The organism is Williamsia sp. SKLECPSW1, from assembly GCF_054332755.1.
Window position 1 is genome coordinate 1,812,259 of the sequence record NZ_JBTGLI010000001.1, and the last position, 21,072, is coordinate 1,833,330.

At 69.7% G+C, this 21,072-nt stretch carries 25 protein-coding genes; 13 read left to right on the forward strand and 12 right to left on the reverse strand.

Annotated elements, in window-relative coordinates; translation table 11 throughout:
• Positions 1–99 precede the first annotated feature (99 nt).
• Together ACXVUM_RS08255 and ACXVUM_RS08260 are read left to right on the forward strand one after the other, a co-directional pair.
• A complete protein-coding gene (locus ACXVUM_RS08255) occupies positions 100–264 on the forward strand; it encodes a hypothetical protein (RefSeq protein ID WP_458521339.1) in 165 nt (54 codons plus the stop codon).
• 75 nt (positions 265–339) lie between these two features.
• Positions 340–993 (forward strand): hypothetical protein, encoded by a 654-nt coding sequence (locus tag ACXVUM_RS08260; protein ID WP_458521340.1) that lies wholly within the window; start codon positions 340–342, stop codon positions 991–993.
• Between the two features lie 32 nt (positions 994–1,025).
• Here ACXVUM_RS08260 and ACXVUM_RS08265 read toward each other — a convergent pair whose 3' ends face one another.
• The 3 genes from ACXVUM_RS08265 to glpK (ACXVUM_RS08275) are packed head-to-tail and all read right to left on the reverse strand — an operon-like array spanning position 1,026 to position 5,087.
• A complete protein-coding gene (locus ACXVUM_RS08265) occupies positions 1,026–1,766 on the reverse strand; it encodes an MIP/aquaporin family protein (RefSeq protein ID WP_458522825.1) in 741 nt (246 codons plus the stop codon).
• A gap of 5 nt (positions 1,767–1,771) precedes the next feature.
• The gene (locus ACXVUM_RS08270; RefSeq protein WP_458521341.1) at positions 1,772–3,523 is read right to left on the reverse strand and encodes a glycerol-3-phosphate dehydrogenase/oxidase; all 1,752 of its coding nucleotides are present in this window, start codon (positions 3,521–3,523) and stop codon (positions 1,772–1,774) included.
• 49 nt (positions 3,524–3,572) lie between these two features.
• A complete protein-coding gene (gene glpK / locus ACXVUM_RS08275) occupies positions 3,573–5,087 on the reverse strand; it encodes a glycerol kinase GlpK (RefSeq protein WP_458521342.1) in 1,515 nt (504 codons plus the stop codon).
• Positions 5,088–5,249: 162 nt separating this feature from the next.
• Between glpK (ACXVUM_RS08275) and ACXVUM_RS08280 the strand changes: the two genes are divergently transcribed.
• The 3 genes from ACXVUM_RS08280 to ACXVUM_RS08290 all read left to right on the forward strand — a co-directional run bounded on the left by ACXVUM_RS08280 (position 5,250) and on the right by ACXVUM_RS08290 (position 8,916).
• On the forward strand, positions 5,250–6,047 hold the full coding sequence (locus ACXVUM_RS08280) for an IclR family transcriptional regulator (protein WP_458521343.1): 798 nt from the start codon (positions 5,250–5,252) through the stop codon (positions 6,045–6,047).
• Positions 6,044–7,561 (forward strand): glycerol kinase GlpK, encoded by a 1,518-nt coding sequence (gene glpK, locus ACXVUM_RS08285; protein ID WP_458521344.1) that lies wholly within the window; start codon positions 6,044–6,046, stop codon positions 7,559–7,561. Before ACXVUM_RS08280 ends, glpK (ACXVUM_RS08285) begins: the two co-directional genes overlap by 4 nt.
• A gap of 104 nt (positions 7,562–7,665) precedes the next feature.
• Entirely contained in the window at positions 7,666–8,916 is a 1,251-nt protein-coding gene (locus tag ACXVUM_RS08290; RefSeq protein WP_458521345.1) for a phophatidylserine decarboxylase associated domain-containing protein, read from the forward strand.
• A gap of 19 nt (positions 8,917–8,935) precedes the next feature.
• Here the strand turns inward: ACXVUM_RS08290 and ACXVUM_RS08295 are convergent, their stop codons facing one another.
• Positions 8,936–9,568, reverse strand: coding sequence for a TetR/AcrR family transcriptional regulator (locus ACXVUM_RS08295; protein ID WP_458521346.1), 633 nt, complete (start codon positions 9,566–9,568; stop codon positions 8,936–8,938).
• A 114-nt stretch (positions 9,569–9,682) separates the two neighbouring features.
• Here ACXVUM_RS08295 and ACXVUM_RS08300 point away from each other — a divergent pair, with 114 nt between their 5' ends.
• The 5 genes from ACXVUM_RS08300 (at position 9,683) to ACXVUM_RS08320 (ending at position 14,180) form a co-directional block, all read left to right on the forward strand.
• On the forward strand, positions 9,683–10,969 hold the full coding sequence (locus ACXVUM_RS08300; RefSeq protein ID WP_458521347.1) for a nucleotide disphospho-sugar-binding domain-containing protein: 1,287 nt from the start codon (positions 9,683–9,685) through the stop codon (positions 10,967–10,969).
• Between the two features lie 78 nt (positions 10,970–11,047).
• A complete protein-coding gene (locus ACXVUM_RS08305) occupies positions 11,048–11,218 on the forward strand; it encodes a hypothetical protein (RefSeq protein WP_458521348.1) in 171 nt (56 codons plus the stop codon).
• Between the two features lie 127 nt (positions 11,219–11,345).
• Positions 11,346–11,645, forward strand: coding sequence for a metal-sensitive transcriptional regulator (locus tag ACXVUM_RS08310; protein ID WP_458521349.1), 300 nt, complete (start codon positions 11,346–11,348; stop codon positions 11,643–11,645).
• A gap of 31 nt (positions 11,646–11,676) precedes the next feature.
• Complete coding sequence (locus ACXVUM_RS08315) at positions 11,677–11,883, forward strand: heavy-metal-associated domain-containing protein (protein ID WP_458521350.1); 207 nt, start codon at positions 11,677–11,679, stop codon at positions 11,881–11,883.
• The gene (locus ACXVUM_RS08320) at positions 11,880–14,180 is read left to right on the forward strand and encodes a heavy metal translocating P-type ATPase (RefSeq protein ID WP_458521351.1); all 2,301 of its coding nucleotides are present in this window, start codon (positions 11,880–11,882) and stop codon (positions 14,178–14,180) included. Before ACXVUM_RS08315 ends, ACXVUM_RS08320 begins: the two co-directional genes overlap by 4 nt.
• A gap of 61 nt (positions 14,181–14,241) precedes the next feature.
• On the opposite strand, the gene ACXVUM_RS08325 is transcribed toward ACXVUM_RS08320, so the two are convergent.
• Genes ACXVUM_RS08325 through ACXVUM_RS08355 form a run of 7 tightly spaced genes read right to left on the reverse strand, consistent with a single transcriptional unit; the run spans position 14,242 to position 17,282 of the window.
• On the reverse strand, positions 14,242–14,814 hold the full coding sequence (locus ACXVUM_RS08325; protein WP_458521352.1) for a hypothetical protein: 573 nt from the start codon (positions 14,812–14,814) through the stop codon (positions 14,242–14,244).
• Positions 14,811–15,557: a DUF6286 domain-containing protein gene (locus tag ACXVUM_RS08330; RefSeq protein ID WP_458521353.1), complete on the reverse strand. Its 747-nt coding sequence runs from the start codon at positions 15,555–15,557 to the stop codon at positions 14,811–14,813. The genes ACXVUM_RS08325 and ACXVUM_RS08330 overlap by 4 nt, the downstream gene beginning before the upstream one ends.
• Positions 15,554–15,961, reverse strand: coding sequence for an Asp23/Gls24 family envelope stress response protein (locus tag ACXVUM_RS08335; protein WP_458521354.1), 408 nt, complete (start codon positions 15,959–15,961; stop codon positions 15,554–15,556). Before ACXVUM_RS08335 ends, ACXVUM_RS08330 begins: the two co-directional genes overlap by 4 nt.
• A complete protein-coding gene (locus tag ACXVUM_RS08340) occupies positions 15,954–16,136 on the reverse strand; it encodes a DUF2273 domain-containing protein (protein ID WP_458521355.1) in 183 nt (60 codons plus the stop codon). The genes ACXVUM_RS08335 and ACXVUM_RS08340 overlap by 8 nt, the downstream gene beginning before the upstream one ends.
• Before the next feature lie 39 nt (positions 16,137–16,175).
• A complete protein-coding gene (locus tag ACXVUM_RS08345; protein WP_458521356.1) occupies positions 16,176–16,463 on the reverse strand; it encodes a hypothetical protein in 288 nt (95 codons plus the stop codon).
• Positions 16,464–16,470: 7 nt separating this feature from the next.
• The gene (locus ACXVUM_RS08350; protein WP_458521357.1) at positions 16,471–16,803 is read right to left on the reverse strand and encodes a hypothetical protein; all 333 of its coding nucleotides are present in this window, start codon (positions 16,801–16,803) and stop codon (positions 16,471–16,473) included.
• Positions 16,800–17,282 (reverse strand): Asp23/Gls24 family envelope stress response protein, encoded by a 483-nt coding sequence (locus ACXVUM_RS08355; protein WP_458521358.1) that lies wholly within the window; start codon positions 17,280–17,282, stop codon positions 16,800–16,802. The genes ACXVUM_RS08350 and ACXVUM_RS08355 overlap by 4 nt, the downstream gene beginning before the upstream one ends.
• Positions 17,283–17,537: 255 nt before the next feature.
• Between ACXVUM_RS08355 and ACXVUM_RS08360 the strand changes: the two genes are divergently transcribed.
• The 3 genes from ACXVUM_RS08360 (at position 17,538) to ACXVUM_RS08370 (ending at position 20,204) form a co-directional block, all read left to right on the forward strand.
• Positions 17,538–18,197 carry an RNA polymerase sigma factor gene (locus tag ACXVUM_RS08360; RefSeq protein ID WP_458521359.1) on the forward strand — a complete coding sequence of 220 codons (660 nt, stop codon included), beginning with the start codon at positions 17,538–17,540 and terminating at the stop codon, positions 18,195–18,197.
• The gene (locus ACXVUM_RS08365) at positions 18,197–18,643 is read left to right on the forward strand and encodes a hypothetical protein (RefSeq protein ID WP_458521360.1); all 447 of its coding nucleotides are present in this window, start codon (positions 18,197–18,199) and stop codon (positions 18,641–18,643) included. The genes ACXVUM_RS08360 and ACXVUM_RS08365 overlap by 1 nt, the downstream gene beginning before the upstream one ends.
• Before the next feature lie 106 nt (positions 18,644–18,749).
• Positions 18,750–20,204, forward strand: a complete 1,455-nt coding sequence (locus ACXVUM_RS08370) for an FAD-binding protein (RefSeq protein WP_458521361.1) — start codon at positions 18,750–18,752, stop codon at positions 20,202–20,204.
• A gap of 153 nt (positions 20,205–20,357) precedes the next feature.
• Here ACXVUM_RS08370 and ACXVUM_RS08375 read toward each other — a convergent pair whose 3' ends face one another.
• On the reverse strand, positions 20,358–21,041 hold the full coding sequence (locus tag ACXVUM_RS08375; protein WP_458521362.1) for a fasciclin domain-containing protein: 684 nt from the start codon (positions 21,039–21,041) through the stop codon (positions 20,358–20,360).
• Between the last annotated feature and the right edge of the window lie 31 nt (positions 21,042–21,072).

Consider the following 21,072-nt stretch of genomic DNA (forward strand, 5'->3'; position numbering starts at 1 on the left):
TCAGGATGCTCGTGCATCCTGGATGCACAGAAGTGAATGTTCTGTCGGGGGTCTCGACAGCCGGGCGGGGGCATCCGGCCGGAAGGCAGGTGTGCGGAGATGAGTGTTCTCCTCATCGCCGTGATCGCGACCGTCGTCGTCGTGTGGGGCACAGTTGCGGTGGGCGTCTCGCTGCTCGTGGGGCGGGCCATCTCGCTCGCGGAGAAGCGTGCTGTGGACGAGGCGTCGAGTTCCGACGAGCGGGTCCTCGTCGATCAGCCCTGATCCGTGGGCTGTCCCGACCACATCCGTCGCGTCGCCCGGCTAGTCTGAGCCCGCGCGGGGGCGAGGGGATGAAGCATGGTCAACGACGGGTGCTGGTCGACCGTCATCTGTACCGCGGCCGAACGGGCCGCGCTGGGGGACACGAGCGTCAGTGGATGGGTCGTCGACTGTCGTCTGAGCATCGGTCACCGTGGTGACCACGCCAGCGACGCCGAATCCGTGCCCCGCTTCGACCGCCGCCTCTGGATCCAGTGGAACGACGCCGACGCCCACGCACAGTCGTTGATCGAGCGGAATCCCTGCGCCGTGCCCGCGGCCACACCGTGCATCCTGTTCGAGGGGCACCCCGGCGCCCACTGGTTCGCGCCGAGCAACGGCCACGCGCACCGTCCGGCGCCGCCCCCGCAGGCGCCACCCCCGATCTCTGCGGCACCGAGCAGTGCCGACATCCCCCGGCAGAGCGCCCTCGACCTCGCCACCGACGTCCCGTCGATGCGCAACCGCGCGGTCCGCACCCCGGGGCTCGACGGACCACACCCGGACACGCAGGCCCCGACCGGACGCCACGGCGGCCCCCACCGCGAGGTCGACGACGCGCAGGACCGGTCTCCTGTCGCGTCGCCGACCGACCCCGCGGTGGTCGCCGCGCTGGACGATGTCGTCGCCGCGCTGGCGCGCCTCGCCGACCTGCTGCGCGCCCCGCGCGGCCGTCGCGCACGGGACGCCTGACGCCCGACCGACGCGGTGGCGGGCCTCCCGGTTCAGACGGTGTGGGTGAGGAGGAACAGACCGCCGGCGAGCGCGCCGCCGATCAACGGTCCGACGACAGGAACCCACGCGTAGTTCCACTCGAGGCTGCCCTTGCCGCGAATGGGCATGAGTGCGTACGCGATCCGCGGGGCGAGGTCACGCGCCGGGTTGATCGCGTACCCGGTCGGCCCGCCCAGGCTGTTGCCGATCACCAGGACGACGAACGCGACGCCCGCATACCCCAGACCGGAGTTGCCGAGATCGAGGGCACCGCCGTCCTGGGAGAGGGCCGGTGACCGCAGGATCCAGAACACCAGCACGAACGTGCCGATCACCTCGGTGACGGTGTTCCAGAAGTGGTTCCGCACCTGCGGGCCCGTGCAGAAGATGCCGCGGGTGTTCTCCGGGTGCGGATCGGCGTCGAAGTTCTTCTTGTAGGCCAGATAACACAGCATGGCCCCGATGAACGCGCCGATCATCTGCGCGCACATGTAGATCGGCACCTGCGACCACGGCGTCTTGTCCGCGATCGCCAACCCGAGGGTGACCGCCGGGTTCAGGTGTGCGCCGGACTTCCACGCGATGGACGCACCGGTGAACACCGCCAGACCCCACCCGAAGTTGATGAACAGGCCCCCGCTGTTGTGGAAACCGGACTTCACCAGGTTGTTGCCCGCGACGACGCCGGCACCGAGAAGGATCAGCACCGCGGTGCCGATGATCTCCCAGAGCCATATCTGGCCGTCGCTGATGGCGGTCACGCGGAGACGTCCGCGACGGCGGACGACCCACGGACACCGGGTGCGCCGAGCCGTGCGGCGTCGGCGGTCTGGTCGTCGGGCTGACGCTGCGACTCGATCTCGGCGTCGACCCGCGCCTGGTAGTTCCGGATCTCCTTGTCGCGCTGCTCGGCCGACCATCCGAGCGGCCCGGCGACGATGTCCGCGACCTCGACCGCCGCGCTCTTGCCGCGGTCGGCGGTCTCGATGGACACACGGGTCCGACGCGCCAGGATGTCCACCATGTGCAGTGCACCCTCGTGCGTCACCGCGTAACGCACCTCGGCGCCCAGGTACCGGTCGTCGGTGGACGCGAGCGGTCGACCCAACTCCGGCTCCGCCTCGATGATCTCGAAGATCTCCGAGATCGCGCTGCCGTACCGATGCAGCAGGTGCTCGATGGTGGCGACGGGCAGGTCGTGCTCGTTGGCCAGGCGCACACGCGCCTCCCACAGCTCGTCGTATCCGTCGGCGCCGACGAGGGCGACCCGATCTGTTCGCGACGGCTCCACCCCGCGACGACCCGTGCCGCGCAGACCCTGCACCGCGGCGTCGATGGCATCGGCGGCCATCACCCGGTAGGTGGTGTACTTGCCGCCCGCGATCACGGTGAGACCCGGTGCGGCCGGGACGACGGCGTGCTCCCTCGAGAGCTTGCTCGTCTGGTCCGACTCACCGGCGAGCAACGGCCGCAGTCCGGCGTAGACACCGACGATGTCGTCGCGTGTCAGCGGCTTCTCCAGCATGACGTTGACCTCGCCGAGGATGTAGTCGAGATCGGCACTGCTCGCGGCGGGATGGGCGAGGTCGAGGTTCCACTCGGTGTCGGTGGTGCCGATGATCCAGAAGTCGTCGCTCCACGGACACGGGATCACGAACAGCAGGCTCTTCTCGGTCTCGGTGATGAGGCCGACGGCCGAGTCGATGCGGTCGCGGGGGACCACGATGTGGACGCCCTTCGATGCCTTGACACGCAACGCGCTCGTGCCACCCAGGATGTCCTGGAGCTCGTCGGTCCACACGCCCGCGGCGTTGACGACATGCTTGGCCCGGATCTCCACCTGCTCACCGGATTCGAGGTCCTCGACGCGGGCACCGACGACGCGGTCGCCCTCACGCAGGTAGTCCGTGACACGAGCGCTCGAAGCACACAGCGCACCGTAGGTGGCCGCGGTGCGCGACAGCATCATCGTGTGCCGCGCGTCGTCGACCTGACCTTCGTAGAACAACACGCCGCCGCGGATGGTGCCGCGCTTGGCGCCGGGGAAGATCGAGAACGTCTTCTTCTTGCCGATGTGCCGGAGGTGATGGGGCACACCGCGTCCCGCGCCGAGGAGGTCGTAGAACCCGATGCCGGCGCCGGCGTAGGCCCGGTCGTACACCGGGGTGACCAGCGGGAAGACGAACTCCACCGGACGGACGAGATGCGGTGCGACGGTGTTCAGCATGAGCTTGCGTTCCCGCAACGCCTCGAAGACAAGCGAGAAGTTGAGCTGCTTGAGGTAGCGCAGGCCGCCGTGGAACAGCTTCGACGACCGGCTCGAGGTGCCGGCGCCGTAGTCGATGGCCTCCACGAGGCCGACGCGCAGGCCGCGGGTGGCGGCGTCGAGGGCGGCGCCGCCGCCGACGACACCCCCGCCGATGACGAGGACGTCGAGTTCGTCAGCCGCCATCGACGACAGTGCGCCGCGGCGTGATTCGGGGTCGAGTGCAATGGGGTGCACGGTCATGCGGGAGTTCTCCTGATGATCAGATGTGAGTGGGATGACGGTGTGGCGATCACACGTCGACCCAGTCGAGGGTGCGGGTGACGGCCTTCTGCCAGCGGCCGTAGTAGTCGGCACGCTCGTCGTCACTCCAGTGCGGCTCCCAGCGGGAGTCCTCTTTCCAATGGGTCTCGAGCTCGTCGGTGCTCTCCCAGAACCCGACGGACAGTCCGGCCGCGTAGGCGGCGCCGAGTGCGGTGGTCTCGGCGACGACCGGTCGGCTCACCGGGATGCCGAGCACGTCGGACTGGATCTGCATGCAGAGGGAGTTCGCGGTGACACCGCCGTCGACGCGCAGCACCTCCAGCTTCACGCCGGAGTCCTTCTCCATCGCATCGGCGACGTCGCGGCTCTGGTAGCAGATGGATTCGAGTGTGGCGCGGGCGATGTGCGCGTTGTTGTTGAAGCGGGACAGTCCGACGATGGCACCGCGGGCGTCCGACCGCCAGTAGGGCGCGAAGAGCCCGGAGAACGCGGGGACGAAGTACACGCCGCCGTTGTCGGGGACCTCGCGGGCGAGCGATTCGCTCTGTGCGGCGCCGGAGATGATGCCGAGCTGATCGCGCAGCCACTGCACGGCAGAACCGGTCACGGCGATCGACCCCTCCAGGGCGTACACGGGTGGCTGATCGCCGAACTGGTAGCAGACGGTGGTCAGGAGCCCGTTCTTCGACCGCACCAACTTCTCACCGGTGTTGAGCAGCAGGAAGTTTCCCGTGCCGTAGGTGTTCTTTGCCTGTCCGGGGGAGAAGCAGACCTGCCCGACCATCGCGGCCTGCTGGTCGCCGAGCGCGCTGGCGATCGGCACCTCGCCGGCGAGCGGACCCGTGCGGGTCGTGTGGCCGTAGGGCTCGGTCGGCGACGACGGGACGATCGTCGGCAGCATGGATCGGGGGATGTCGAAGAGTGCGATGAGCTCGTCGTCCCAGTCGAGGGTGTCCAGGTTCATCAGCATGGTGCGGCTGGCGTTGGTCACGTCGGTGACGTGCACACCACCGTCGATCCCGCCGGTGAGGTTCCAGATCACCCAGGTGTCGATGGTCCCGAAGAGAGCGTCGCCCGCCTCGGCGTCGGCACGCACACCGTCGACGTTCTCGAGGATCCACTGCGCCTTGCCCGCGGCGAAGTACGTGGCGGGCGGGATGCCGGCCTTCTGCCGGATTACGTCCCCGGCGCCCGAGCGCTCGAGCGCGGAGGCGATCCTGTCGGTGCGGGTGTCCTGCCAGACGATCGCGTTGTAGTACGGCCGCCCGGTGTTCTTGTTCCACACGACGGTGGTCTCGCGCTGGTTGGTGATGCCCAGCGCTGCGAGGTCACCGGCCTTGAGGTTCTTCTTGCGCAGCCCGTTCTGCAGCACCGACGAGGTGCGTTCCCAGATCTCGATCGGATCGTGCTCGACCCAGCCGGCCTGCGGCATCACCTGCTCGTGCTCGAGCTGGTGGCGCGCGACCTCGGCGCCCTTGTGGTCGAAGATCATGAATCGAGTACTGGTCGTACCCTGGTCGATGGCGCCTACGTAGCTGGTCATGGGTCCTTTTCCGCCGTTGGAATGGATCTGTCAGGCGGTGACATGGATCTCACCGCCCCTCGAACGTATGCACGCCGCCGACCCCTGACGAGGACCGCCGTTCGACATCGTCGAACGCCGATCGACCACGACCCCGTCCGGACTGGGGGTAGCGTCCGCGTCGTGCCCGGTCTCATCCAGTCCGTCGAACGCGCGACCGCGGTGCTGCACCTGCTCGCCGCCCGTGACGAGCCGGTCGCCCTGTCCGAGATCGCCACGGGTATCGGTGTGGCCCGGTCGACAGCGCACGGTCTCGTCCGCACGCTGGTCGCCGGTGGCGTGGTCGACCAGGACGTCCGTACCGGGGACTACAGCCTCGTCGTCGACGCCCTCCTCCCGCGACGGGATCGGTGGGACCACAACGAGATCCGCGCCCGGGCACTGAACTGGACCGATGCGCTGGCCTCGCGGACCCGTCTGGCGACACAGGTGACCGCGGTGCGCGGCGGCGAGATGGTCGTCGTGCACGACGTCCTCGGATCCAGTGTCCGCGGCGGTGGGCAGGCGGCGGGGACGCCGGATCGTCCCTTGCCGACGGGCTCGACACCGCCGGTGCACGTCACCGCCTTCGGCCGCGTCCATCTCGCCCACGACGCCCACCTCGCCCGCGTGACGTTGGCGACGGACCTGCCGGCGCACACCGCCCGCACGATCACCGACCCGGACGCGCTCGCCCAGTCGCTCGCGCGGGTGCGCGAGGACGGGTGGTGCTGTGTGGTGGGTGATCACATCCACGATCTGGCGACGCTCGCCGTTCCGGTCCGGGACAACACGGGGACGGTGATGGCCGTCGTCGGCGTGACGGGTGCGACCGCCCGGATCTGCGGGCGGGGCTCGGAACCGCAGCGCACCGTCCTCGATCAGGTCGTCGCCGCCGGCCGATCGATCTCGCGCGAGTTCGGACACGGTCGACGACCATGAGCACGCACCACGTGGTCGCCATCGACCAGGGCACGACGTCGACACGATGCATCGTGTACGACCGCGGTGGCGCCATGGTGTCGGTCGCCCAGCGACGTCACCACCAGTACTTCCCCCGGCCCGGCTGGGTGGAACACGACGCCGCCGAGATCTGGTCGATGGTGCGCGCCCTGTTGCCCGAGGCGCTGCGCTCGGCAGGCGTCACCCGTGAGCAGATCGTGGGGGTCGGCATCACCAACCAGCGGGAGACGGCGGTGATGTGGGATGTGCGGACAGGTCGGCCGCTGCACCGGGCGATCGTCTGGGAGGACACGCGCACGACGAGCCTCATCGAGGAGATGCGCGAGCGCGGTCACGCGGACGACATCGCCCGGCGCAGCGGTGCACCCCTGTCGAACTACTTCTCCGCGCCCCGCCTGCGCTGGCTGCTCGACGAGGTCCCGGGAGCGCGCGACGCCGCCGCGGCGGGTCACGTCCTCGTCGGGACGATGGACTCCTGGCTGGTGTGGAACCTCACCGGTGGACCCGAGGGCGGGCTCCACGTCACCGACCCGACGAACGCCGGTCGCACCATGCTCATGGACATCGCGACCGGCCGGTGGGACCCGGATCTGTTGGCGGCGTTCGACATCCCCGAGACGGTGCTGCCGGAGATCCGCCCGTCGCTGTCCCGGGTGGGCACCACCGTCGACCCGGTGCCGGGACTCGCGATCACCACGGTCATCGGGGACCAGCAGGCCGCGTTGGTCGGCCAGACCGCGTTCGAGCCCGGGGAGTCCAAGTACACCCTCGGGACGGGTGGGTTCCTGTTGTTCACCACCGGTCGGGAGATGGTCCGGTCGGTCAACGGGCTGATCACCACCGTCGCCTTCCAGATGGAGGGTGAGCCCCTGCACTATGCGCTCGAGGCGTCGAACCCCACGGCGGGCGCGCTGGTGGAGTGGATCCGCGAGAACCTCGGCCTGATCGACACCGCCGCGGAGATCGAGACGTTGGCGACCACGGTCGAGGACAACGGCGGCTGCTACATCGTCCCCGCGTTCTCCGGACTCCACGCCCCGCGGTGGGTCTCCTCCAGCCGCGGGTTGATCGTCGGTCTCACCGCCTACGTGAACCGCGGCCACCTGGCCCGGGCAGCGTTGCAGACCAACGCCTTCGGCGCGCACGCGATGGTGACCGCGGTCAACGACGACCTGGTGGCCGCGGGTGCGACGACCCGTCTGTCGACCCTCGTCGTCGACGGCGGCATGACGGCGAACAACCTGCTGATGCAGATGGTGGCCGACGTGTGCGGGCTCCCCGTCGTGCGGCCCCGGATGGCCGAGGCGGTCGCGTTGGGCGCGGCATACGGGGCGGGACTCACCGCCGGGCTCTGGGCGGACCGGGCGGAGCTGCGGCACAACTGGCAGCCCGCGGCGCGGTGGACGCCGGCGCTCCCCGACGACGAACGTCGACGACTGATCGGGAACTGGGAGTCGGCGGTCGATCTCGCCGCCCGCTGGTCACCGAGCTGACCCGGCGCGACCGCCGCGCGCTTTGTCCGATCCGTCGGTGGGCCGTGGAACCCCTCCGCCGCAACGCTTGTCGACGGTCGGTCGAGTTCGCGTAACGTCGGGTCATGACCGTCGACAAGACCCATCCCGACTCCCGACGCCAGGGTGGCTGGCTGCCCGCCGAGCAGGACGACCTCGAAGAGTGGTTGCGCGGACATCGCGACAAGGCCGACTCGAGGACCGATCGGGAGTGGCATCCGGTCATGACGGAGTTCCAGCAACTGATCGATGCGGACCCGGTCGTGCGGATGTACCTGGAGAAGATGATCGCGCAGGTCCCCTCGGGCCGGGCCTATCGGGATCGCCACATCCACGACCTGCCGCAGCTGCTGCGTCTGATCGACGAGGTCCTCACGGTGGCCCCGGAATTCGGCCCGAATGCCGTCGTCACCCCGCTCGGCGCGATCCTCGACTGGTCGATGGGGACCGAGGCAGGGCACGCGGCGTTCCGTGACCCGCGGATCAACGCCATGCTGGAGAAGCTGTTGGGGGCGTGGTGCGAGTTCCTCAGCGGTCCCGAGTCCCGCTACGTCCTCGACGATTCCCCGTCGGGCTGGCTCTGCGCGGACGCCCGCGAGAAGATCGGGTTCGACGAGTTCGTCCACGACCCCGACGACGAGCACGCCGGGTTCACGTCGTGGAACGACTTCTTCACCCGCACGTTCAAGCCCGGGGCACGCCCTGTCGCGGCGCCCGAGGACGACTCGGTGATCGTCAGCGCGTGTGAGTCGACGCCCTATCGCATCAGCACCGATGTGTCACTGCGCGAGGACTTCTGGGTGAAGGGGCAGCCGTATTCGCTCGTCGACCTGCTCGACAACGATCCCTCCGTCGACGAGTTCGAGGGAGGCACGGTGTACCAGGCCTTCCTCAGCGCCTTCAACTATCACCGGTGGCACAGCCCGGTCGCCGGGACCATCGTGCGCACCCACCTCGTCGACGGCACCTACTTCTCGGAGGCGGACGGGCAGGGCGACGCACTGCAGCCGACCTTCTCCCAGTCCTATCTCGCCCACGTCTCGGCGCGCGCGATCATCGTGATCGACGCCGACAACCCGGCCATCGGCCGGATGGCGTTCGTCGCGGTCGGGATGTCGGAGGTCTCGTCCTGCCTGATCTCCGACGCCGTGCGACCCGGTGCGCACATCGGCAAGGGTGACGAACTCGGGTACTTCCAGTTCGGCGGGTCGACCCACTGCCTCGTGTTCCGGCCCGGTGCGATCAGCGAGTTCTCCCTGTCGGCCGTCCCGCAGACCAATGACTCGCAGGCCCCGCTGGTCCTGGTGAACTCCCACCTCGCGACGGCGACCGGGTAGCGCGGCCGGACGTCCCACGTCACTCGGTCGGCGTGAGGTGGGATGCGATCGAGCGCCTGAGCCACGTCGTGAAGCGGCCGCAATCCCACGCGCGGTCGACGGTGAAGTAGCGGTACGTCTGCGGACTGGTGAGGTAGCTCAACACGTCGGCGAACTCGCCGACGTCCTCGGCGCCGACGAGCCCCCGCTGGACGAACCACACGCTGCCGGTGTGGATGTCGTCGAGCCGACGCAGTTCGCTGCGCTCGAGCTCCTGTCCGATCGACGGGTCGGAGTCGGCCGCGAGCGTGGCGGCGTGGAATGTGTCCGCGATGCGGGAGTTGGCGGTCACGATGTGATCGACGTAGCGGTCGAGCGCGCGGTCGGTGTCGGGATCGGCCATGATCGCCGCGAACTCCGGCCGTGCGAGCAGCGAGACGAACTTCTCGTCGCCGGTGAACGCCCGCTCGAGAACCGCGGTCATCAGTGACGCCTTGCTGCCTGCGAGATGCACCGATTGCACCGACACGCCGGCGGCGTCGGCGATCTGCTTGAGGGTCGTCGCGGAGTAGCCGCGTTCGACGAACAGGTGGTGGGCGGCGTCGAGGATCCGGGTGCGGGTCTGCGCAGCCGTGGCGGCTCGTCGGGTGGAGACGTAACTGCGCTTGACCATGTCCTCCCACCCCCTGTGTCGGTCCGGCCGCTGCTCGTTCCTACCACCCGTCGGCCCACTGAATCGAGTGTGACGACATACTATCGAAATAGGGGGTCGTGAAGGGAGTCGCGCGTGGCGCGGATCGTGTTGTGCAGCCCGCCGTTGCAGGGTCACGTGAGTCCGATCGTGCGTATCGGTGGGTACCTGCTCGAGGCGGGTCACGAGGTCACCATGATCACCGGTTCACGCTTCGCCGAGGTCGTCGAGCGTGCCGGTATGACGGTGGTGGCGCTGACCGGTGCCGCCGACTTCGACGAACGCGACCCCGACTCGTTCACCCCGGAGGCGGCTCACCTGTCCGGCCTCGCGTTGTCGCGGCATCAGGTGATGGGCACGTTCGTCGAACCCATCACCGACCAGGCTCGCGTCCTCGCCGCCGTCATGGACGGCGCCACCGTCGACCATGTGTTCGTCGATGCGACCTTCGCCGGCGTGATCCCGCTTCTCGGACGACCTCCGGGCACGCGCCCGCCCGTGCTGGGCCTGGGGACCCTGCCCCTCGCGCAGCGCAGTGTCGACGTCCCGCCGTACAACAGCGGCATCCCGTTTCGCTCCGGATACGCGGCTCGCCTGCGCAATCGGGCCGCACATCAGCTCGTCGAACGGGTCCTGTTCCGATCGGTGCAACGCGCCGCGGAGAGTCGCGTGGCGCAGGCGGGCGGCCACCTGCGGTTCGGGGTCCTGGACCTGTCGCGGGCATTCGATCGCTTCGTCCAGCTGTGCCCGGCCGAATTCGAGTACCCGCGGAGGGATCTCTCGTCGAACCTGGTCTTCGGTGGTGCCGTGGGGGCCACGCCCCGCGGCGGATCGGCGCCGCCGTGGTGGGCCGAGGTGGAGGGGTCGGGGTTGCCCGTCGTCCACGTCACCCAGGGCACCCTGGACAACCACGACCTCGGTCAGCTGGTGGAGCCGGCTCTCGTCGCTCTCGCAGGTGAGGACGTGCACGTGATCGTCTCCACCGGTGGCGCTCCTGTGGACACCGTCCGTGTCCCGCTGCCCGACAACGCGATCGTCGTCGACGACATCGACTACACGGTCCTCTTGCCGCGCACCGCGGTACTGGTGACCAACGGTGGATACGGCACCGTGCAGCAGGCCCTGATGAACGCGGTGCCGGTGGTCGTCGCTCCCGGTGGGGAGGACAAGCCCGAAGTCGCCGCGCGGGTGAGCCATTTCGGGGTCGGGACCGATCTGGGGACCCGCCGCCCGACCCCGGAGCAGGTGCGTACCGCAGTCCGACGGGTCCTGTCCGACCCGTCGATCGCCGATCGGGTCCGGCGTCTCGCCGACGCGGCGTCCGGCTACGACCCCATGGAGACCGTGTGCCGTGCCGCAGGGGTGAGCGGTCCACGGCGGTGACGGGCCTGGTGTCACATCGCTAGAGTGCCACTCTAGCGAAAATAGGTCGCTCCGGACGGCGGGGAGCAGACATGCGGCGTGCACGACGGTGTGCTGCAGACCCCCGCGGGCCCCGTCGCTGCAACCGGGCGACCCGTCGAGTTCCGCTGGAGCGCGACATATCTCGTCGACGGGCTCGCGCTGAGGTCTGAGCACCTCTACTTCGACCAGCTCGATCTCCTCACGCAGCTGGGTCTGATGTCGTCGTGACCCGGGGCCCGGCCCGGCGGGCGGGCGTGGGGTACGTCCGCCGGGTACTACCCCCCGGGGGTAGCGGGACGGCCTGATCGCGCGTATACCTGGTGGGGGTATCCAGAAGACACCACCAGGGAGCGACATGGCCGAGGGCACCGGGCAGCACGGGTACATCCACCGCAAGGACGACTACCTGAAGCGCCTGCGCAGGATCGAGGGTCAGGCGCGGGGACTGCAGCGGATGGTCGACGACGAGGCGTACTGCATCGACATCCTCACCCAGGTCACCGCCATGACCAAGGCGCTGCACGCCGTCAGTCTGGGCCTCCTCGAGGAGCACATGGGTCACTGCGTCGTCGACGCGGCCCGTGAGGATCCGGAGCTCGGTCAGGCCAAGGTCACCGAGGCGATGGATGCCATCACCCGTCTCGTCCGTTCCTGAGAACCGCCACCCCCGTCGAGAGGACTTCACCATGAGCGTCAGCATCTACACCGTCACCGGCATGACCTGCGAGCACTGCGTGCGCGCCGTCACCGAGGAGGTCGCCGCGATCCCCGGTGTGACCGAGGTCGACGTCGATCTCGCCTCGGGCGGTCTCACCGTCCACGCCGACGCCGAGCCGGATCGGGCCGCGGTCGCGGCGGCGGTCGACGAGGCGGGCTACGAGCTGACGTCATGACGTCCACGGCCGGTGACACCACGACCAGGGGTGACACCACGTCCGAGACGTCGACGACAGCGCGCTTCGACATCGAGGGCATGACATGCGCGTCGTGCGCGGCCCGGATCCAGCGTCGGCTCAACAAGATCGACGGTGTGGAGGCGACGGTCAACTTCGCGACCGCCAGTGCCCGGGTCGACCATCCTGCCGACGTCACCGTGTCCGACCTCGCGGGCCAGGTCTCCGCGGCGGGGTACCGCGCTGTCGTGCGCGACGAGCAGGGGTCGTCCGCGCCGCCGACGACGGAGGATCACGAGCTCGGCGGCGCCCACATCTCCCCTCGGGGTGACGCCGCCGATCTCCGCCGACGCCTGTGGATCTCGGCCGCACTCGGGATCCCGGTGATCGCGCTCGCGATGATCCCGGCGCTGCAGTTCGACAACTGGCAGTGGCTGTCGCTCACCCTCGCCGCACCCGTGGTCGTCTGGGGTGCGTGGCCGTTCCACCTGGCCACGGTCCGCAACGCGCGCCACGGTGCCACCACGATGGACACACTCGTGTCCATCGGCATCGGCGCCGCGTTCGGGTGGTCGCTCTACGCGCTGTTCCTCGGTCACGCGGGCATGCCTGGCATGCGTCACGGGTTCTCGTTCGCTCTCGACCGCGGCGACGCGTCGTCGTCGATCTACCTCGAGGTCGCGGCCGGCGTCACGGTGTTCCTGTTGGCGGGGCGCTACCTCGAGGCCCGGTCGACGCGTGAGGCGGGCGCCGCCATGCGCGCGCTCGCGGAGGTCGGTGCCAAACAGGCGACGCTGCTCGTCGACGGTCGGGAGCGGACGGTGGCGGCCGACGAGGTCGCCGTCGGGGACCTCGTCGTCGTCCGTCCCGGCGACAAGATCCCCGTCGACGGTGTGGTCGAGGACGGCCGCTCGTCGGTCGACGCGTCCGTCGTGACCGGTGAGTCGGTGCCGGTCGACGCGGGTCCGGGCGACCGGGTCGTCGGAGCGTCCATCGTCGTCGACGGCACCCTGACCGTGCGCGCCACGACCGTCGGTGCGGACACCCAGATCGCGCAGATCGCCCAGCTGGTGCAGCGTGCGCAGGAGGGCAGTGCCGGACTGCAGCGCGTCGCCGACACGATCTCCGCGTTCTTCGTCCCCGTGGTGCTGGTCCTGTCGATCGTGACGTTGGTGGCATGGCTCGTCGCGGGCGGCGGTGCGGCGGCGGCGTTCACCGCCGCGGTGGCCGTCCTGATCATCGCCTGCCCCTGCGCACTCGGTCTGGCCACACCCACCGCCCTGATGGCCGGGACCGGACGAGGCGCTCAACTCGGTGTCCTCATCCGTGGACAGGAGGCACTCGAACGCGCCGGCCGCATCGACACGGTCGTACTCGACAAGACCGGGACGGTGACGACCGGCGTCATGACACTCGTCGACGTCGTCGCCGCTCCCGGCGTCGACCGCGACGAGGTGCTGCGGGTCGCCGGGGCCGTCGAGGCGAGGTCGGAACACCCGATCGCCCGAGCGATCACCGCCGGTGCCCGTGGTCGCCTCGGCGCCGACCTCCCGCCCGTGGAGGACTTCTCGTCCGAGCCGGGCCGAGGCGTCACGGCCGTCGTCGCCGGCAGCACTGCCCTCGCGGGCCGGGTGACGTGGCTGCGTGATTCGGGCATGACCGTCGACGACACCCTGAGCGGCGCTGTCGTCTCCGCCGAGGAGTCGGGCGCCACCGCGATCGGCGTCGGATGGGACGGCGTCGCGCGCGGTGTGCTGGTCGTGTCCGACGAGGTCAAGGAGTCGTCGCGGGACGCAGTCGCCCGGTTCCGCGACCTCGGCCTCACGCCGGTCCTGCTGACCGGTGACAACGAGGGCGCCGCACGCTCCGTCGCGGCGTCGGTCGGCATCGACCGGGTGATCGCGGGGGTGCTGCCCGCGGACAAGGCCTCGATCGTCGAGTCGCTGCAGGCCGAGGGGTCGCGCGTGGCGATGATCGGCGACGGTGTGAACGACGCGGCAGCTCTCGCCACCGCCGACCTCGGACTGGCGATGGGCACCGGCACCGACGCGGCGATCGAGTCGTCGGACATCACGGTCATGAACGGTGACCTGTCGTCGGCGGTCGACGCGGTCCGTCTCGCCCGGGCGACGCGGAGAACCATCCACGGCAACCTGTTCTGGGCCTTCGCCTACAACCTCGCCGCACTGCCCCTCGCGGCGGCCGGGTTGCTCAACCCGATGTTCGCGGGGGCGGCGATGGCGTTCTCGTCGGTCTTCGTCGTGACCAACAGCCTGCGGCTGCGACGGTTCCGATAGCGCACAGACGACGGGCCCGGGGCGAGTACCCCGGGCCCGTCGTGCGCGTCGCGGTGACTTCTCAGTCGACCCGGGTCGCCTTCTTCGGGGTGGACAGGTGGACCTGGAAGCGGGGACGGACCTCGCTGCCGGGCAGCGCGGCGGCGATCTGCTGCTCCGCGCGTCCCACGACCTCCGCGATCTCGGCGAAGTCGCGGGTCGACTCGGCCTCGACGGTGACCTCGAGCATGATGCGCTTGCGGTCGTCGACGGCCCGTGAGCGCGTCGACGTGATGAGGCGGTGGCGCGCGAGATCGTCGGCGACGGCATTCGCGATCTTCGCGGGGCTCACCATCAGGGTTCCGGATGCGTCGCTGCCGGGCAGGACCACGGAGCAGGTCTTGCGGGGACGGCTGTTCATCAGGAGCAGGAGCAGCCCGACGAGGATGCCTCCGACGGCGATCCCGATCAGGACGTACAGCCACCAGCTCTCGTCGGGTGCACGGTCGAACCAGGACAGGTCGATCTTGTCGAGCTGATCGCGGACCTGCTGCACCTTCAGTTCCCAGGCGATCGCCACCGCGCCGACCACGATGAAGACCGCGCCGAGCAGGAACGTGATGAGCCGGTTGACGCCGGCGGGGAACGCGTTCACGAGCGGACCTCCTTGGCTGTCGCGGGGACGGTCTCGGCGGTGGACGAGGAGTCCGGTGTGGTCTTCTCCGACTCCGGGGCCTCGTCGTCCAACGGCTCGGGCATCGTCGGCCTGTCGCTCGCCGGCGGCGGTGTCTGCGATCGGGGGACACGGACGGTCGTCGTCCTGACCCTGACCGAGTGCTTGGGCAGCACGGTGGTGATCGCTGCCGTCACCGCGTCCCGGACCGCGTCGGCGTCGGCGGGTGCCTCGTCGGTGGTGGTGATCCGGGTGATGATCCTGCGCCGCTTCACGGTGCTGGTCGCCTTGGTCACGCCGGCGATCTGTCGCGCCACGGCACTGGCCCGTCGGGCGACGTCACCCTTTCGGGTCCACGTGCTCGGGGCGTAGCCGTCGACGGTGCCCGCCCCGTCGAGCGGGATGTGTGTCCGCGCACGGGGTTTGACGGCGATCCAGAGCAGCAGCAGTCCGACGACGATCAGTGCGATCGCGACAGCCCAGAACCAGCCCTGCCAGGACAGGTCGGCGATCCAGCGCGACGCGGCGGCGATCCACCCCGACCCGCTGATCCATTTCTGGTCCACGCAGATGTCGCGGATGGCGACCCCGCCGAGGGCGATGAGCGCCACCGCGAACAGCGATGTGATCCACACGGCGCCGGGTGTGGCGGTCGGTGGGACGAGCTTCTTCAGTCCGGACGCGGGCCCGGGTTCGGCCGCGCCTGTCGTGTCTGGTGCTGTCATAGCACTCTCCTCTGCGAGCCCTCGTCACCGACGGAGACGTCGGCGACGGTGACGTCCACACGGTGTGGTGTGACGCCGGTGAGACGGCCCAGTTCGGTGTGGACCACGGCCCGCACCTCCTGGCAGAGGGCGGTCACCTGGGTGGGCCAGCGAACGGCGATGTCGACCGTCACGTCCGGATGGGGCCGTGACATGTCGACCGACACCTTCGGGTGCTCCCCGCCGGTGATCAGGCCGAGTGAGCTGCGGTGACGCAGCACGCCCTCGATGGACAGCGCGGCCCGCTTGCCGATGTTCTCCCCGACCCGGTCGTGGATCGTGGTGGTCCCCGGTCCGCCGTCCGGCTCGGTGGGCGGACGGACGGTGAGGTCCGGGCGGGTGACGGGGAGTCGGTCGTCAGCCACGGTTCCGGCTCCGCAGCAGACCGGACAGGTCGATCGTCCCGTCCCGCTGCAGGCCGATGGCCAGGCCGACGGCACCCAGCACGATGGCGAGGATGAACCCGCCGAAGCCGCCGGTGGTGGCTGCGATGGCGAGCAGCAGTCCGACGAGCAGTCCGATGGTGGCGTTGTTGTTCATGGTGTCTCTTTCCGAAGCGGGGAGGGGATGGGTGACGGGTCAGATCTCGAAGTACCGACGGCTCCCGGGGACCGATCGCGGCAGTCGTGTGCGGAGGCGGGTCGCGGTCCTTCTGACCGTGCGGCGGAGCCGGCGTACGCGTCCGGTGGGGCGGACCCGTACCGGAGACGCGGTGGCGATCCGCGGAGGAACCGCGTCGGATGCCGCGAACTCGCGATCCAGGGCGTCCAGCTCGGCCGCGAGCACCTCGGGGTCACCCCCGACATCCGGGTGGTGACGACGGATCAGTGCTCGACGCCGCGAGGCGTACTCGGACGGGACCGGCACGACGGCGTCAGGTCTCGAGCGGGGCCGACGGGGACTCCGTCGGGGCCGGATCGGGATCGTCGCCGGCGATGGACACGTCCTCGACGACGACCGTCATCGGTCGCGAGGCGACCTCTTCGACGGCGCGACGGACGTCCTCGGCGGTGTCCATCACCGCGCGGTCGAGGGTCACCTCGATGTGGACCTCACCGCTGTGGTCGTGCAGTCGGACCCCGACGACGCGACGACCCGGCGCGAGCGTGGCCACCTCACCGAACCGACCTGCGTTGAGCCCCGTGACACCGGGGACCGATGCGGCGGCGCTCGCCACCGCATCGGCCAGTTCGGCGTCGGAACTCACTGGACTCGCGGCTCGGCGGTCGACCCGTCCGCGTCGGCGTCGTCGTCCTCGAAGTGGATGTCGTAGACGGCGACGTTGACCTCGGTGACCTCGAGACCGGTCATCTGCTGGATCGAGTTGATGACGTTGGAGCGCACGGCGGCCGCGAGGTCGTGGATCGCCACGCCGTACTCGGCGACCAGGCCCAGGTCGACGGCGGCCTGCTTCTCGCCGACCTCGACCGAGATGCCCTGGGTGATGCTCTGCTGTCCGCCGGGGATGGCCTCACGGACACGGCCGACGATGCGGGCGGCCTGACCGCCCAGGGCGAAGACCCCGTCGATCTCGCGGGCCGCGATGCCGGCGATCTTCGCGACGACCTGGTCGGCGATGGTGGTGCGGCCGTGCTCACCCACGAGGTCGCGGTGCTCCGGCGAGACCTCCTTGCTGGGGCTGACCTTCGCTGCGGTGTCGGTGGTGGTGGTGGTCGAGGTGCTCATCTGCACTCCTTCATGTCAACACATGAGTCGACCGATCGGGTCGACTCGCACGATTCGGATGTACGTGGTCGCGTCGAGTGGATTCCCGTGTCCGGTCATCCGATCGACGCACCTGTGTAGACGGTGGGGAGCGTCCGTCTGCACCATCGATGTGGAGTGATGTGGGTCACAGTGGGATACCGTCGGGTGCACGGCCCGTTGACCAGGTCAGACAGGCGGGTTCAGAGAGCGGGCCCGCCGCCGAACGGAGACGACATGGCGATCGGGGAGCAGGACGCCCGCCGGGAGCGGCCGTTCCAGGGCCGGCTCGCCGACGAGACCGACGAATCGCTCGCCGCGAGTGCGGCCGTCGGGGATCGTGGCGCGTTCGAGGAGCTGGTGCGACGCACCCTCCCGCTTCTCCTTCGCTACGCGCGGCGACTGACCCCGGATGCGCAGAACGCCGAGGACGTCGTGCAGGAGACGCTGGTCGCCGCCTGGAAGGGGCTCCCGAAGTTCGGATTCCAGAGCAGTTTTCGGACCTGGGTCTTCTCCATCGCCCATCGCAAGATCATCGATCTGCGTCGCCGTCGCGTGGACGCCCCGTCTGACGACGAGATGATGATCGCAGTGCCCGACCGTCGGCCCGGCCCGGCCGACACGGCGGTCGGGCGATCGCTGCACGAGGCGCTCGAGGTCGAGCTCGCCGCGTTGACCCCCACCGCCCGCGCCGTATGGTGGCTTCGCGAGATGGAGGGCCTCTCGCACCCCGAGATCGGTGAGATCCTGTCCATCTCGCCCAATTCGGTGCGCGGACATCTCCAGCGCACTCGAGCGCGACTGGCCGAACGGCTCGAGCCCTGGCGCCCCCGTCCCTCGGGACGCGATCGACTGGTGGGCGCGGGTTCCGGTGCATCGCAGGAAGCGGGAGTGTGATGGTCGACATGCAGACCGGGTTCGCCGAACCGCAGACCGAGCCGTGGATCGTCGAGGCGGGTCGTCGTCTCGACCCACCGCCGTCGGACGTCGCGCGGCTGACGAGGAGTGTGGTCGACACCGCGCGTCGCCTCTCGCAGTCCCGGGACGAACTGGCCACCGACGACGGCCTGGTGGTCGTGACCGATCGGGTGGTCCGTCGGCTCATCCTCATGGCGGTGCGCTCCACGGTGCGGCGGCGCGTCGCCGAGGTGACCGTCCGGATCGACGAAGGGCGTGCTGTCGGTGTGCGACTCGGACTCGTCGGGCGCTACACCGACGACCTCCTGTCGCTGGCCGATCAGGTGCGCGACGTGGTCGCGGGACTGCTCGTCGACGTCCTCGGTGCCGATCACGCGGCCGTGGTGGCGTCGTCGATCGACGTCCATTGGACCGACCTGGAGTGACCGCGGTGCGACGCAGGGACCAGAACTAGAACCTGTTCTAGTGACTCGCTACGCTTGATCGAGGCGGCGTCGGCCGACGCCGTCGCGTCGAGTGTCGGAGGTCCCCATGCGCGCCGAGCTTCCCGAGGTGATCCCCGCGTCGTCGGTCGAGTCATGGACGGACGAGGTCGACGTGGTCGTCATCGGATGCGGCATTGCCGGCGGATGCGCGGCGGTCGAGGCCGCGACACACGGCGCCTCGGTGCTCGTCCTCGAACGGGCGGCCGTCGCCGGTGGCACCACCTCCCTCGCCGGGGGCCACTTCTATCTCGGGGGCGGCACGGCCGTGCAGAAGGCCACCGGCCAGGAGGACTCGGCCGAGGAGATGGAGAAGTACATCACCGCGGTGAGCCGCGACCCCGAGCCGGACAAGATCCACGCGTACTGCCAGGACAGCGTCGAACACTTCGACTGGATCGAGTCGCTCGGCTTCGAGTTCGAACGCAGCTTCTTCCCCGGCAAGGCCGTCATCCAGCCCGAGACGCAGGGGCTGATGTTCACCGGCAACGAGAAGGTGTGGCCGTTCTGCGACATGGCGCGCCCGGCGCCCCGCGGTCACAAGGTCCCCGTCGCCGGCGACACCGGCGGCGCCGGGATGGTGATCGATCTGATCGTCGCGCGCCTCGCCGACCTCGGGGTCGGCGTCCGGTACGAGACGGGGGCCCGCAACCTCGTCGTCGACGACTCCGGATCGGTGGTCGGCGTCGCGTGGAAGAGCCTGTCCGACACCGGGTTCATCCGCGCCCGCAGCGTGATCATCGCCGCGGGCGGGTTCGTGATGAACCCGGAGATGGTCGACGAGTTCGTGCCCGCGCTGGCCGAGAAGCCGTACACCCTGGGCAACACGTACGACGACGGCCTGGGCATCCGCCTCGGCGCCTCGGTGGGTGCCGGCCTCAAGCACATGGGCGAGCCGTTCGTGACCGCGCCCGCCTACCCGCCGTCGATCCTCATCACCGGGCTCATCGTCAACAAGCACGGCAAGCGGTTCGTCGCCGAGGACTCGTACCACTCGCGCACGTCCGGCTTCATCCTCGACCAGCCGGACGCCAAGGCCTGGCTGATCGTCGACGAGGCGCACATGGAACGTCCGACGATGCCCCTCATCAAGTTCGTCGACGGCTGGGAGACGGTGGAGGAGATGGAGGCCGCCCTCGGCATGCCGCAGGGCGAGCTGGTCGCCACCGTCGCGCGCTACAACGAGTTCGCCGCACGGGGCGAGGACCCCGACTTCCACAAGAGCGCGGACTGGCTCGCCCCGCAGGACACCGGTCCGTGGGCGGCGTTCAACATGAGTCTGGGTGAGGCGCTGTACGCCGGCTTCACCATGGGCGGACTCGCGACGTCGGTGGACGGCGAGGTCCTCACCGCCGACGGTGCGCGGATCCCCGGCCTCTACGCCGCGGGCGCCGGCGCGGCGAACATCGCGCAGGACGCGAAGGGCTACGCGAGCGGGACACAGCTCGGGGAGGGGTCCTACTTCGGCCGCCGCGCGGGCCGTCACGCCGCCGGCACCCGCTGAGGGCAGCCGGCCACCATCTCCTCGGCTCGACCCCAGCCCGGCTCCGCACAGACGACGAGACCCGGAACCGTCCGAGGACGACTCCGGGTCTCGTTGTGTGGGGTCGATCAGCGCGGAGCAGGACTCCGGCTCATCGGGTCACCGTGTGGGTGATCAGTTCGGGGGCATGAGCACCGAGTCGATCAGGTACACGGTCGCGTTGGCGGTCTTGACGCCACCGCAGATGACCGACGCGTTGCCCGAGCCGACCTTGATGTCGTTGCCCGAACCGGTGACGGTCACGTCCTGGCCCTCGACGGTCTTGTGGGTGCCGTCGATCTCGGAGGGCGACAGCTGACCGGGGATCACGTGGTAGGTCAGGATCTTGGTCAGCAGCTGGCTGTCCGTCTTCAGGGTGTCGACGGTGGCCGCCGGGAGCTTGGCGAAGGCCGCATCCACCGGCGCGAAGACGGTGAACTGGCTGCCGTTCAGGGTGTCGACCAGGTTGACCTGCGGGTTCAGCTTGCCGGAGACGGCAGCGGTCAGCTGGGTGAGCAGCGGGTTGTTGCTGGCCGCGGTCGCGACCGGGTCCAGCGCCATGCCGCTGACCGAGCCGGGGCCCGAGGCGTTCTGCTCGGCGTAGCTCGCGCAGCCGGAGCCGACGAGGTCGGCGGCCGGATCGGCGCTCGCGCCACCACCGGAGGCGGACGAGGACTCGGCAGCCGAGGAGGCGGCCGTGGTGCTCGACGCGGCGGACGAGTCGGAGCTGTCATCGCTGGAACAACCGGCGACGAGGCCCATGGCCAGGCCGACGCCGGCGATGGCGACAGCGAATCGTTGGGTGCGCTTGAGAGCCATTGCTTGAATCCTTCGAGTTGGGGATGTCGGT

What these genes read in the sequence shown, in the direction of transcription:
- ACXVUM_RS08255 (WP_458521339.1), top strand. Translation starts at nt 100, where the DNA reads ATGAGTGTTCTCCTCATCGCCGTGATCGCGACCGTCGTCGTCGTGTGG.
- ACXVUM_RS08260 (WP_458521340.1), top strand. Translation starts at nt 340, where the DNA reads ATGGTCAACGACGGGTGCTGGTCGACCGTCATCTGTACCGCGGCCGAA.
- ACXVUM_RS08270 (WP_458521341.1), bottom strand. Translation starts at nt 3,523, where the DNA reads ATGACCGTGCACCCCATTGCACTCGACCCCGAATCACGCCGCGGCGCA.
- glpK (WP_458521342.1), bottom strand. Translation starts at nt 5,087, where the DNA reads ATGACCAGCTACGTAGGCGCCATCGACCAGGGTACGACCAGTACTCGA.
- glpK (WP_458521344.1), top strand. Translation starts at nt 6,044, where the DNA reads ATGAGCACGCACCACGTGGTCGCCATCGACCAGGGCACGACGTCGACA.
- ACXVUM_RS08290 (WP_458521345.1), top strand. Translation starts at nt 7,666, where the DNA reads ATGACCGTCGACAAGACCCATCCCGACTCCCGACGCCAGGGTGGCTGG.
- ACXVUM_RS08295 (WP_458521346.1), bottom strand. Translation starts at nt 9,568, where the DNA reads ATGGTCAAGCGCAGTTACGTCTCCACCCGACGAGCCGCCACGGCTGCG.
- ACXVUM_RS08310 (WP_458521349.1), top strand. Translation starts at nt 11,346, where the DNA reads ATGGCCGAGGGCACCGGGCAGCACGGGTACATCCACCGCAAGGACGAC.
- ACXVUM_RS08315 (WP_458521350.1), top strand. Translation starts at nt 11,677, where the DNA reads ATGAGCGTCAGCATCTACACCGTCACCGGCATGACCTGCGAGCACTGC.
- ACXVUM_RS08320 (WP_458521351.1), top strand. Translation starts at nt 11,880, where the DNA reads ATGACGTCCACGGCCGGTGACACCACGACCAGGGGTGACACCACGTCC.
- ACXVUM_RS08330 (WP_458521353.1), bottom strand. Translation starts at nt 15,557, where the DNA reads ATGACAGCACCAGACACGACAGGCGCGGCCGAACCCGGGCCCGCGTCC.
- ACXVUM_RS08340 (WP_458521355.1), bottom strand. Translation starts at nt 16,136, where the DNA reads ATGAACAACAACGCCACCATCGGACTGCTCGTCGGACTGCTGCTCGCC.
- ACXVUM_RS08355 (WP_458521358.1), bottom strand. Translation starts at nt 17,282, where the DNA reads ATGAGCACCTCGACCACCACCACCACCGACACCGCAGCGAAGGTCAGC.
- ACXVUM_RS08360 (WP_458521359.1), top strand. Translation starts at nt 17,538, where the DNA reads ATGGCGATCGGGGAGCAGGACGCCCGCCGGGAGCGGCCGTTCCAGGGC.
- ACXVUM_RS08365 (WP_458521360.1), top strand. Translation starts at nt 18,197, where the DNA reads ATGGTCGACATGCAGACCGGGTTCGCCGAACCGCAGACCGAGCCGTGG.
- ACXVUM_RS08370 (WP_458521361.1), top strand. Translation starts at nt 18,750, where the DNA reads ATGCGCGCCGAGCTTCCCGAGGTGATCCCCGCGTCGTCGGTCGAGTCA.
- ACXVUM_RS08375 (WP_458521362.1), bottom strand. Translation starts at nt 21,041, where the DNA reads ATGGCTCTCAAGCGCACCCAACGATTCGCTGTCGCCATCGCCGGCGTC.